Here is a 12,056-nt window from a genome sequence, read left to right on the forward strand (position 1 = left end):
CGCTGCCGGCGCACTGGCCCTCTAGGAGTGAATGCATGAACCACCTGCGTCCCGTTGCCATCGCACTGCTTGCAGCCGGGTTGTTCACCGCCTGCAAGCCGGCACCGCCCGCGCCGGAGAAAGCCGCAGCCACCACGGGTGCAGTGACTGGCGAGCAGGCCGCCAAGGCGTTCGATGCGTTGCTGGACAAGCAATGGCAGTTCCAGCTGCAGCACACTCCCGAGTTCGCCAGCATCATCGGTGACAAGCGTTACAACGATCGATGGAGCGACTACTCGCTCGACGCCGTGCAGGCCGAACGCACCGCCACTGCCGAGTTGCTCAAGCAATTTGAGGCGCTGGACGCCAAGGCGCTGGACGCGCAACGCCAGCTCAGCCTGCAGATGATGCTCGGCCAGTTGCGCGACAAACTGGAAGGCATCGACCTGAAGACCTATGCGATGCCGCTGGAGCCGATCGGCGGCATCCAATTGACCCTGGCAGGCTACGGCGATGCATTTCCGTTCGAAAACGCCAAGGACTACCAGGACTACATCAAGCGCCTGCAGACGATTCCGACGGTGATCGATCAGGTGATCGCAGTGTCGCGCCAGGGTGCGAAGGAGGGCCTGGTGCAGCCGCGTTATCTGCTGCAGCGCCTACCCGAGCAGATCGACAAGATCGCGGCGTTGACCGGCGAACAAAGCCCGTTCGCCTCGCCGCTGAAAAAGCTCGATGCCGCCGTGCCGGCCGATCAACGCGCCGCGCTGCGCTCGCAGCTGCTTGCGGCGATCGACCAGCAGGTACGTCCGGCGTACGGCAAGCTGGCTGCGTTCGTGCGCGACGAATATGCCGCGCAAGGGCGTGCGCAGGAAGGCCTGTGGTCGCTGCCAGATGGCGAGCGCCGTTATCGCTATGCCATCCACACCCAGACCACCACCGACATGGCGCCGGAGGAGATCCATCAGATCGGCCTGAAGGAAGTCGCGCGCATCGAAGGCGAAATGACCGTGATCGCCAAGGCGCAGGGCTTTGCCGATCTGGCCAGCTTCCGCAAGGCGGTGGACACCGACAAGCGCCACTTCGCCACCTCCAGCGAGCAGATCCTGCAGCACTATCGGCAGTACATCGCCGCGATGCAGCCTGAGCTCCCCAAGCTGTTCGGCCACCTGCCGAAGACGCCGCTGGAGGTCCAGGCGATGCCTGCCTTCCGGCGCAGCGCGCCCGGCGCCGAATACTGGCAGAGCAATCCGGAAGGCACCAAGCCGGCGATCGTGAAGGTCAACACCAGCGACTTCGCCAGCCGCACACTGATCAATATCGAAACCACCGCGTATCACGAGGGCGTGCCGGGCCATCATCTGCAGATCTCGCTTGCGCAGACGCTGCCGTTGCCGCCGTTCCGCCAGCAGGCCGGCTACAACGCGTATATCGAAGGCTGGGCGCTGTACGCCGAGCGCCTGGGCAAGGAGATCGGTTTCTTCAAGGATCCGTATAACGATTACGGACGCCTGTCCGGCGAGTTGTTGCGCGCCAATCGCCTGGTGCTCGACACCGGTGTGCACTACAAGCACTGGAACCGCCAGCAGATGGTGGATTTTTTCCACGCCCATCCCTCCGACGACGAACCCAGCATCCAGTCCGAAACCGATCGCTACATCGTGTGGCCGGGCCAGGCGTTGGGTTACAAACTTGGTCAGTTGCAGATCCTGGCGCTACGCGCCGAGGCCGAAAAGGAACTTGGCGATCGCTTCGATGTGCGCGGCTTCCACGATGCAGTGCTTGGCGGCGGCGCGATGCCGTTGTCGATGCTGCAACAGCGTGTGCGTCAGTGGATTGCTCAGTCCAAAGCTACCCAGGAGATTCGCCGATGAAGACCGCCACGATCTTGCGCACCAGCGCATTGGGCCTGTTGATTGGAGCCGGCCTGGGCGGCATGGCGCCGCAGGCGCAGGCCGCCGCACCCGCATCCACGCCTGCCATGCAGAACACTGCAGCGGCACGTTTCAAGGCGCTGTACACGCGCGAATGGCGCTGGCGGCAGGCGCAGGTGTCCGGCGCAGTGGACGAAGACAACCAGGCCACGCAGGAGCGACAGGCCGACCACCTGCCCAAGGTCGATGTGGCGACGCAAAACCTGCGCACCGCGTACTGGCAGCAGGCATTGAAGGAACTGGATGCGATTCCTCCGACGCAATTGTCGGCCGAGGATCAGGTCAACTACCAGGTGTATCGGCAGCAGTTGACGGTGCTGCTGGATCAGCAACGTTTCCGCGCCTGGGAAATGCCGTTCAACAGCGACTCTGCGTTCTGGAGTGACCTGGGGTTCAGTGCGCAGGCCACGCTGCGCACGCGCGAGGACTACCAGCGCTACCTGAAGATGCTGGCCGATATCCCGCGGTATTTCGCCGAGCACACCGACAACATGCGTGCCGGGCTGGCGCGCGGTTTCAGCCAGCCGCGGGTCACGCTCACCGGACGCGATCAATCCATCGCCGATGTCGTGCAGGCCAAGGGCGAGGCCAATCCGTTCTATGCACCCTTCAAGCAGATGCCGGCGACCTTGCCTGCCGATGTGCAGGCGCAGTTGCGTCGGCAGGCAGTCGAGACCATCGATGCGCAGGTGCTGCCGGCTTACGCCAAACTGCTGGACTTCATCCGCAACGAGTACCAGCCCCGCGCGCGTACCACGCTGGCCGGTGAAGCCTTGCCCGATGGGCAGGCGTATTACCGCGCGCAGATCCGCGAATTCACCACGCTGGAGTTGAGCCCCGATCAGATTCACCAGATCGGCTTGCAGGAAGTGGCCAAGCTGCGCAAGCAGATGGATCAGACCATCGCCGCCAGCGGCTTCAAGCCACCGGCCGGGCAGGCGGTGTTTCCGGCGTTCCTGCACTTCCTGCGCACAGACCCGCAGTTCTATGCCAAGACGCCGGAAGAATTGCTCAAGCAGGCCGCATGGATCGCCAAGCGCGTGGATGCGAAGGTGGGCAACTACATCGGCCGGCTGCCGCGCCGTCGCTTCGCCATCGAGCCGGTGCCGCCGGAGTTGGCGCCGTTCTATACCGGCGGCCGTGGCGGCCCCGGCATCTATCTGGTCAATACTTACAACCTGCCGTCGCGGCCGTTGTACAACCTGACCGCTTTGACGTTGCACGAGTCATCGCCCGGCCACGCGTTGCAGATGCCGCTGGCAGCGGAAGCGCAGGGGTTGCCGGAGTTCCGCCGCTATACGTTCATTTCTGCCTACGGCGAAGGCTGGGCCGTGTATTCGGAGTATCTGGGCCAGGAAATGGGCATGTACGACACGCCCTACGACCGCTTCGGCTATCTCACCTACCAGATGTGGCGCGCCTGCCGGCTGGTGATCGACACAGGCATCCACCACAAGGGCTGGACGCGCGAGCAGGCACAGGCCTATCTGCGCGACAACACTGCCCTGAGCGAACACGAAGTCACCACCGAGGTGGACCGCTACATCGCCTGGCCAGGGCAGGCGTTGTCGTATTACCTGGGCGAGCTGAAGATCCTGGAGCTGCGGCACAAGGCCGAAACCGCCCTGGGCGAGAAGTTCGATCTGCGCAACTTCCACGATGCGGTGCTGCAGACCGGCTCGGTGCCGTTGCCGGTCCTGCAGGCGCGTATCGACCGCTTCATCGCCGACGGTGGCGTGTCACCTTACCCGGATGACAACGCGGAAGGGTCGCCGGCGGAAGAGGGCAAGGCCGCTGCCGACGACTGACCCGCGCGACCATGCCAGGGTTCACGGCAGCAACCGCGCTTTCCATGCTTGGGGGTGACCAATGACCACACACACTGCGACCACGCAAGGCAAGTTCCACAAGCGACTGAGCCTGACCGACCTGACCTTTATCGGGCTGGGGTCGATCTTCGGCTCGGGGTGGTTGTTCTCGGCCAGCCATGTGTCCTCGATCGCCGGGCCGGCCGGCATTGTGTCGTGGATTCTCGGCGGCATCGCGGTGTTGCTGCTTGGCCTGGTGTATTGCGAGCTCGGCGCAGCGCTGCCACGTGCCGGCGGGGTGGTGCGTTACCCCGAGTATTCGCATGGCGCCTTGCTCGGCTCGCTGACCGGCTTCATCACCCTGATCGCGTTTTCCAGCCTGATCGCCATCGAAGTGGAGGCCGCACGGCAATATGCGGCGGCGTGGTTTCCGGTGCTCAACCAGGCCAACGGCACGCATCCCAGCGTGTGGGGCTGGCTGGTGCAACTGGCCTTGCTGGTACTGTTCTTCCTGCTCAACTATTTCAGCGTCAAGACCTTTGCGCTGGCCAACAACATCGTCAGCATCTTCAAGTTCCTGGTGCCGATCCTGGTGATCGTGCTGCTGATGAAACACTTCAATCCGGGCAATCTGAGCGTGCACGGGTTTGCACCGGCAGGCATGGCCGGGGTGGAGGCGGCGATCTCGGCCGGCGGCATCATCTTTGCGTATCTGGGACTGACGCCGATCGTGTCGGTGGCCAGCGAGGTGCGCGACCCGCAGCGTAATATTCCGATCGCCTTGATCCTGTCGGTGGCGTTGTCCACGGTGATCTACGTGCTGCTGCAACTGGCCTTTCTGGGCAGCATTCCGGCTGCGCACCTGGCGCAGGGCTGGAGCGGCATCGACAAGGTGTTTGCGTTGCCGTACCACGACATCGCGTTGGCGTTGGGGATGGCGTGGTTGGCCGCGCTGGTGATCTGCGACGCGATGGTTTCGCCCAGCGGCACCGGCAACATCTACATGAATGCCACCCCGCGCGTGGTGTACGGCTGGGCGCGTAGCGGCGGATTTCTGCCGGTGTTGACGCGGGTGGATCCAGCGTCGGGCATTCCGCGTCCTGCATTGTGGTTGAGCCTGGGCTTGTCGATCTTCTGGACGCTGCCGTTCCCGTCGTGGGAGACCTTGATCGGCGTGGTGTCCGCTGCACTGGTGCTGAGCTATGCAGTGGCGCCGGTGACGGTGGCGGCGTTGCGTCGGAGTGCGCCGGACCTGCCGCGACCGTTTCGCGTGCGTGGGCTGGCGGTGCTGGGGCCGCTGTCGTTCATGGTGGCGGCGTTGATCGTGTACTGGTCCACCTGGCCGACCTTGTCGTGGTTGCTCGGTTTGCAGGTGCTGGCGTTCGCGCTGTACGTGCTGTACCGACTGCCCTCGCGCGAGGGCAGGGGGCGGCTGCTGCGGCAGGTGCGTGCCTCGTTGTGGCTGATCGTGTTCTTCGTGCTGGTGATGGCGGTGTCGTGGGCCGGGACGTTCGGCGGCCATGGCTGGATCGCGCATCCGTTCGACACCTTGAGTGTGGCGGTGATCGCGTTGTTCATCTATCACTGGGGCGCACGCAGTGGCTTGCGCAGCGACGAACTGGCGCTGGAGGAGGACGATGGTGAATGAGCCGTGTCGCCGTGCGTGGGTCATGCACGGGGTACGCGGTCTGGCGGCGTGCATCGTGCTGCTCTCCGCCTCTGCGCAGGCAGCGCCGAGCGTGGCCGACTACCAGCGTTCGCTCGGTCTGCGCGAACACTGGATAACGCTGACCGAGAACGTCGCCTGGCCGGCGCAATGGCAGGACAACGGTAGATTCTTTTACCGCAAGACGGTGCCTGGTGGGTTCGCTTTCGTCAGCGAAACGGTGGCCACGCAGCAGAAACGGGCTGCCTTCGATCAGGCCCGCATCGCGCAGGCGCTCAGTGAGTCCACCGGGCAGACCTACACCGCGTTGCGGTTGCCGTTCGAGCGTTTTTCGTATGCGCAGGAAGGCGAGCGCGGCGATGGCGCGATCCGTTTCCAGCTCGACGACGATGCCTGGCGCTGCACGCTGACCACGTATCGCTGCGCACGCGATGACGCGGGCGCGACACTGCGTCCACGCGGCTTCGGCGTGGTGCGCGATCCGCAAGTGCCGGCCGACACTACGCCGCGTCGCTCGCCCGACGGTCGCTGGGAGGTGCTGGCCGATGGCTGGAACCTGCTCCTGCGCCGGGTTGCCGATGGTCAACTCACCCGGCTCAGCAACGACGGCCGTGCAGACGATTACTTCGACCCGGAGAGCATCGCCTGGTCGCCGGATTCGCAACGCTTGGCGGTGTATCGCGTACGCCCGGGGCGTGCCCGTCGGGTGACGCGCGTGGAGGCGGCGCCTGCCGGCGGCGGTGAGCCGTTGGTACACACGCAGTTGTATCCCAAGCCGGGCGATGCGGTGGATGTGGAGCGCCCGGTCTTGTTCGCGGTGGATGGCACGCACCGGGACGTGCAGACCGCGTTGTTCGCCAACCCGTACGCGCTGTCGCCCCTGCAATGGCGCAGCGACGGTCGCAGCGTGGCGTTCGAGTATGTGCAACGCGGCTTTCAACGCATGCGGGTGATTGCGGTGGATGCGCATAGTGGCACCGCGCATGTGGCGGTCGGCGAGGATGCACGCAGCTTCGTGTATGCCGACCGCAGCTTTCGGCACGACGTGGATGGGCGCGGCGATGAAGTGCTGTGGATCTCCGAGCGCGATGGCTGGCGGCATCTCTATCTGTTCGATGGTCGCACCGGCAAGCGCAAGCGGCAGATCACGCACGGGCAGTGGATCGTGCGCGATGTGCTGCGCGTGGACGATGCGCAGCGGCGCATCTGGTTCACCGCCAGCGGCATGGATGTGGGCAAGGACCCGTACTACCGGCAGCTCTACAGCGTGGACTTCGATGGGCGGCATCTCACCCGATTGACCACGACCGATGCCGATCACGATGTGGCGATTGCGCAAGACGGCCGGCATTACGTGGATACCTATTCGCGCCCGGATCTGCCACCGGTGATGGAACTGCGCGCCATCGATGGCCGGCTGCTGCAGCAAGTGGAACAGGGCAACATCGACAAGTTGCTGGCCGCAGGCTGGCATGCACCGGAGACCTTCGTCGCCAAGGGCCGCGACGGCCGCACCGACATCTGGGGCATGGTGGTGCGGCCGCGCGATTACGACCCGCGCAAACGCTATCCGGTGATCGAGAACATCTACGCCGGCCCGCACGACTCCTTCGTGCCCAAGACGTTCTGGCCGTTCGGCTATCACGCCGGCGGCGACAAGCAGATCGGCATGCAGGCGCAGGCGGACCTGGGCTTTATCGTGGTGATGATCGACGGCATGGGCACCGCCAATCGCTCCAAGGCCTTTCACGACGTTGCGTGGAAGAATCTCGGCGATTCCGGCTTTGCCGATCGCATCGCCTGGCATCGTGCACTGGCCGCCAAGGATGCCTCTTACGACATCAGTCGGGTCGGCATTTACGGTGCTTCGGCTGGCGGGCAGAGCACCCTGGGCGCGCTGGAACGTCACCCGGACTTCTACAAGGTGGGCGTGGCGTTTGCGGGGTGCTACGACAACCGCATGGACAAGATCAGCTGGAACGAGCAGTGGATGGGTTGGCCGGTGGATGCCAGCTATGCCGCTGCGTCGGGCGTGGTCAATGCGGGCAAGCTGCAGGGCGACCTGCTGCTGATCGTCGGCGAACAGGACAGCAATGTGGACCCGGCGTCCACCGCGCAGGTGGTCGATGCCTTGATCAAGGCGGGCAAGGACTTCGACCTGCTCAACGTGCCGGGCGGCGAACATTCGGTGGGCCGCTCCAGCGGGCCGATCGATTACGTGCAACGCCGCCAGTACGACTTCTTCGTGCGCCACCTGCTCGGGCAGCCCACGCCGCATTGGAACTCATCCGCCCCGGAGGCTCGCTGATGCTGTTTGCCCGTTTGTCCGCCATGCGCCCGCGTTGCCGCGCGGTTGTCTTCCTGTGTATGTCGTCGTTGCTAACAATCGCGATGACACCGGCAGCGTGCGCGGAAGACATGCCACGCTTCGTCAGCCAGAACGGCCGCCATGCGGTGTTTGTCGATGGTGCGCCATATACGATGCTGGCCGCGCAGTTGCAAAATTCCAGCGCATGGCCGGCGGTGTTGCCGCAGGCATTGGACGAGGTGGTCGCGCTGCATGCCAACACGGTGGAAGCGCCGGTGTATTGGGAGCAGTTCGAGCCGGCGCCGGGCCGCTTCGACACTGCCAATGTGGATGCGTTGATTGCCGGCGCTCGCAAGCGCGGCCTGCGCGTGGCGTTGCTGTGGTTCGGCAGCTGGAAGAACGGCCAGATGCATTACGTGCCGGAGTGGATCAAGCGCGACGACGCCACCTACCCGCGCATGCGCGATGCCAATGGCGAGCCGGTGGACGTGCTGTCGCCACATGTGGCCGCCAATGTGCAGGCCGATGCGCGTGCGTTCACCGCGTTGATGCAGCATCTGCGCAAGGTCGATGGCGACCGCCACACGGTGATCCTGGTGCAGGTGGAAAACGAGCCCGGCGCGATCGGCACGGTGCGCGACCACGGCCCGGCCGGCGAGGCGGCGTTTGCGCAGCCGGTGCCCGCGGCGATCGCGCAGGCGCTGGGCAAGCCGCAGGGCAGTTGGCAGCAGCTGTTCGGTGCCGAGGCGGCGGAAGCCTTCAATGCGCACGCAACGGCGGCGTATATCGAACAGGTGGCCGCCGCCGGCAAGCGTGCGTATCCGCTGCCGCTCTACGTCAACACCTGGCTGCGCTACAAGGGTAAGCGTTATCCGGGGCTGGATTATCCGTCCGGCGGTGCGACGGTGAACATGTTCGCGCTATGGCGCGCGGCCACGCCGTCGATCGACTTCATCGGCACCGATATCTACACCAGCGACTACAACGAGTACACCAAGGTCATCGGCCAGTACGCGCGGCCGGACAACCCGGCCTGGGTGTCGGAGACTGGCTTCGAAGCGGCGACGGCACCGTATCTGTTCCATGTGCTGGGGCAGGGCGGGATCGGTTTTTCGGTGTTCGGTATGGATGGCAATCAGGACAGCGCCGCCAATCGTGCCGCGATCGCCGCGCACGCGGCCAACTTCAAGCTGCTGGCGCCGCTGCAGCGCGTGCTGGCGCAGGCCGCCTTCGACGGCCGCTTGCAAGGCATTGCCGAGCAGCCGGGCATGCCGCTACGCACCCTGCGCTTTGGCGATTGGCAGGCCAAGGTGTCGTTCGGCGCGCCGATGTGGGGCGATGCGCCGGCCATCCTGCCGGGCAACGACGACCACGGCGGGCGGCTGTTGGTGGCGCAGCTGGGGCCGGAGGAATTTCTGGTCACCGGCATGGCCGCGCGCATTGAATTTTTCCGCGAGGCGGCCGATACCCGTCATGGACAACTGTTGCGGGTGGAGCAGGGGCGGTACGTCGACGGGCGCTGGCAGGTGGAAAGGCAGCTCAACGGCGACCAGACCGACTACGGGCTCAACTTCGGTCGTGTGGATGCGTCGGGCGAGGTGCCTGTGGTGCTGCGTGTGCGGGTCGGCACGTATTGAGCGTGCGTGAGGCGACTGCGCAGCCGTGTGGCGGGTCTGGTCGGAGTCGGTGAGTGGGAGATGTGGATTTCAGTTTCTGTCCGCCGGTTCTCCTTACGTCAGGAACGCTCGCCACGAGCATTGGATGGAGTAAGAGCGAAAGCAGCACAGCACAATTGCCGGCAGCGATTGTTCCGATTGGTCAGTAAACAAACGTCATCGGTTATTTCTCAGTTTCTGCAGCGGAGCCACCATGAGCATCAGCAACATCGCCAGTTCCGGAATGCAGGTCGCCGCGCTGCGTCAGCAGGTGGCCGCCAGCAATGTAGCTCGCCAGCCGGTGGACAGCAGCCCGCGTCAGTCCGTGGCCGCCAGTACCCAGGCCAACGGCGGGGTGTCGGCCAGCGTGGTCGATGCGGTATCCGATCCATCGGCACCGGCCACCGATCTGGTCGACGGGCTATCGGCACGCAACGATTTCCAGGCCAACGCCACTGCGCTACGGCGCTCCGACGAGATGCTGGGTAGCTTGTTGGACGTAGTGAGCTGAGAGCTCGGAGTGGACGACGGCCGTTGTCGATCTATTGCATCGAGTGCAGGGCCTTCAGCCTGATGCCGTAGCTAGTGGTAGCTGGCTCGAAGCTCACGCTCTGCAGGTCGTTGAGTCGGTAAATCGCTGGCTGCTTCGCCGCCAGTGTCGATGAACGACTCGACGTCGCCTGGTTCCAGCTCGGCCACCAACGCATGTCCTTTCGATTGTTGACGTGATTCGACAGTGCATGTAGATCAGTTGCAGAGCGGCTGATCTGTGGGTTTGCTGCAGGGCCCTTGCCCGCCCACCATCGCGGGACACGCTGCAAGTACGTCCTTGTAAGCGCTTACGCGGCATCCATGCCGCGTAAGGTCCCGCGATGGTGGGCGGGCAAGGACCAGTCGAGTTGGTCTGTGTGCATGGCTTTAAAAAGCCACCGACTAACTCTCTGGTGCGGTGTCCTCGCCGCTTGCGGGACCGTGTGGCGGCATGGATGCCGCCACCGAGCCCCCAGGGACGGGTTCACGGCGTGTCCCGCGAGCGGTGAGGGCACCGCGCATTCGACCCACTCAGTGTTTGATCTGGACTTCTGACGGCATCCACCAAGATACGGCCGACAAAACCACTGCACTCACCGACAGGCGCTCGCTAGGTTTTGTTAGCTGCTCTAACTCTACTTGCAAGAAAGCAACCGATTGACTCTCTGGTGCTGTGAGGGCACCGCGCCCTCGACTGACTAGGCTTTTGATCTAGAGCGTCATGCTGAAGTCGTTGTACTCACTGCCCGTCACTGCCTAACACCTGCGCCGCATCGACGATCTCCACGCCCTGCAGCTGTCCCAGCCAGTTGTCGAACCAGGGCTTGTGCGTGGCGCCCACCACCGCCAGCACGCGTGCACCGGGTTGGTCGGCAAAGCTGGCACGCACGTTAGACACCATGCGCAGGTTGCGGATCTCCCAGCCGGAGACGTAGCGATAGCCGTAGTGTTGCGGCGAGTTCTCGCTCAGCGCGGCGCGAAAATCCACCGCAATCGCCAACTGCTGACTGGCCGGCAGGTTGATTGCGCGATAGAGCTCCAGCAACTTGCCTTCGCTGGCGAGTTGGTCTTCGCGCTGGCGCATGGCCTGCGCACGCGGCGCGGCGTTCTTCCAAGCTGCCTGGATCGCCTTGCCATATGCGACAGGGTCACCCAGGTCCACGTTGTCGCCGGTGTGATCGTCGGCCGGGTAGACGCGCTGCAGGCCAAGACGCGCCGCCAGGCGTGCGGCGATCTGCTGACTTTCGTTGGGACGATGCTCTAGCGTGCGCAGACGTGCCACCAGTGCGGCATCCAGGCCATCGCCAGCGCGTTGCTCGGTCTGCGCAAGCTGCAACCACTGCACCAAGGCAGACGACGGATCGCCCGAGGCCAGGAACAGCCCGGCGAGCTGACGACGTTGCGCTGCCGTGGGCGCGCTCGGCCAGGTCTTGAGCGTTGCACGCACCTTGCCGATGGCGGCCGGAACATCCAGCCCGGTCGCATGCGCTGCCTCGCTGGTGTCCGGGCAATAGCTCGCACTGTCCTCGGGCAGATACACCGCAGGATGCCGCCGCATCAGGTCGCAGGTTTCCCCGGACAGGTTTTCGATGGTGATGATGGTCGGCTTGTAGGCCGCCAACCGGTCCAGCAACGGTTGCAGCCGTGCTGCGCTGATGTCACTGCCTTTGGGTAATTGCGACAGGTGCACGCTGCCGAGCACCAGCACCTGGGTGCGTGGTGCGGCCATCTGGGCATCCAGTTGCGACAGGTCCACCTGGGCGTGCGCGATGCCTGGTGCGATGAGCGTCAGCAACGCGATGCACAGCCGGCGGGAGTGCAGCAGGGTGGTCGAGACGGACGCTGCAGCGGAACGCGACGCTGCCGCGTCGACGCCATTCGAATTGCGAGGTGCTCGGGGCTGCATGACGGTCCTTGTGGGTAATCGCATCCGCGCTGCCGCAAGCCCACCCTGCGGCAGTAGACGCGCAACGAGTGTGGCCGATACCGCAGGCATCGAACCCGGCCGGAAAGTCATGCAGCCAAATGGCAGGGGGGGCGTGGGCGCGTACTACGTCGTGCTTGCTCGGTGCTGGGGCATCGACTGCGGCGCGCTTCAAGCGCCCTGTGCAAAACCTCGGTGCTCAGGTCCGGTAAGAGGTGAGGAAGTGCTCCAGGCCGTGCGTCGACTGCAGA

General features: G+C 64.6%; 7 protein-coding genes. 6 read left to right on the forward strand and 1 reads right to left on the reverse strand.

Annotated features, from left to right (window positions below; all coding sequences use genetic code 11):
- Window positions 1-35: 35 nt before the first annotated feature.
- The 6 genes from GGR62_RS13465 to GGR62_RS13490 all read left to right on the forward strand — a co-directional run bounded on the left by GGR62_RS13465 (window position 36) and on the right by GGR62_RS13490 (window position 9,861).
- Window positions 36-1,853, forward strand: a complete 1,818-nt coding sequence (locus GGR62_RS13465; RefSeq protein WP_184408380.1) for a DUF885 family protein — start codon at window positions 36-38, stop codon at window positions 1,851-1,853.
- Complete coding sequence (locus GGR62_RS13470) at window positions 1,850-3,721, forward strand: DUF885 family protein (RefSeq protein ID WP_184408381.1); 1,872 nt, start codon at window positions 1,850-1,852, stop codon at window positions 3,719-3,721. The genes GGR62_RS13465 and GGR62_RS13470 overlap by 4 nt, the downstream gene beginning before the upstream one ends.
- Window positions 3,722-3,782: 61 nt before the next feature.
- Complete coding sequence (locus tag GGR62_RS13475) at window positions 3,783-5,369, forward strand: APC family permease (protein WP_184408382.1); 1,587 nt, start codon at window positions 3,783-3,785, stop codon at window positions 5,367-5,369.
- Entirely contained in the window at window positions 5,359-7,695 is a 2,337-nt protein-coding gene (locus tag GGR62_RS13480; protein ID WP_184408383.1) for a S9 family peptidase, read from the forward strand. The genes GGR62_RS13475 and GGR62_RS13480 overlap by 11 nt, the downstream gene beginning before the upstream one ends.
- Complete coding sequence (locus GGR62_RS13485) at window positions 7,695-9,332, forward strand: DUF5597 domain-containing protein (protein ID WP_326520264.1); 1,638 nt, start codon at window positions 7,695-7,697, stop codon at window positions 9,330-9,332. The genes GGR62_RS13480 and GGR62_RS13485 overlap by 1 nt, the downstream gene beginning before the upstream one ends.
- Window positions 9,333-9,564: 232 nt before the next feature.
- The gene (locus tag GGR62_RS13490; RefSeq protein ID WP_184408384.1) at window positions 9,565-9,861 is read left to right on the forward strand and encodes a hypothetical protein; all 297 of its coding nucleotides are present in this window, start codon (window positions 9,565-9,567) and stop codon (window positions 9,859-9,861) included.
- A 759-nt stretch (window positions 9,862-10,620) separates the two neighbouring features.
- Here GGR62_RS13490 and GGR62_RS13495 read toward each other — a convergent pair.
- On the reverse strand, window positions 10,621-11,787 hold the full coding sequence (locus tag GGR62_RS13495; protein WP_221229182.1) for a DUF5694 domain-containing protein: 1,167 nt from the start codon (window positions 11,785-11,787) through the stop codon (window positions 10,621-10,623).
- Window positions 11,788-12,056 lie beyond the last annotated feature (269 nt).

The organism is Xanthomonas sp. 3075 (assembly GCF_014197275.1).
GTDB classification, from domain to species: Bacteria; Pseudomonadota; Gammaproteobacteria; order Xanthomonadales; family Xanthomonadaceae; genus Xanthomonas; species Xanthomonas campestris_B.

What these genes read in the sequence shown, in the direction of transcription:
- GGR62_RS13465 (WP_184408380.1), top strand. Translation starts at nt 36, where the DNA reads ATGAACCACCTGCGTCCCGTTGCCATCGCACTGCTTGCAGCCGGGTTG.
- GGR62_RS13470 (WP_184408381.1), top strand. Translation starts at nt 1,850, where the DNA reads ATGAAGACCGCCACGATCTTGCGCACCAGCGCATTGGGCCTGTTGATT.
- GGR62_RS13475 (WP_184408382.1), top strand. Translation starts at nt 3,783, where the DNA reads ATGACCACACACACTGCGACCACGCAAGGCAAGTTCCACAAGCGACTG.
- GGR62_RS13480 (WP_184408383.1), top strand. Translation starts at nt 5,359, where the DNA reads ATGGTGAATGAGCCGTGTCGCCGTGCGTGGGTCATGCACGGGGTACGC.
- GGR62_RS13485 (WP_326520264.1), top strand. Translation starts at nt 7,695, where the DNA reads ATGCTGTTTGCCCGTTTGTCCGCCATGCGCCCGCGTTGCCGCGCGGTT.
- GGR62_RS13490 (WP_184408384.1), top strand. Translation starts at nt 9,565, where the DNA reads ATGAGCATCAGCAACATCGCCAGTTCCGGAATGCAGGTCGCCGCGCTG.
- GGR62_RS13495 (WP_221229182.1), bottom strand. Translation starts at nt 11,787, where the DNA reads ATGCAGCCCCGAGCACCTCGCAATTCGAATGGCGTCGACGCGGCAGCG.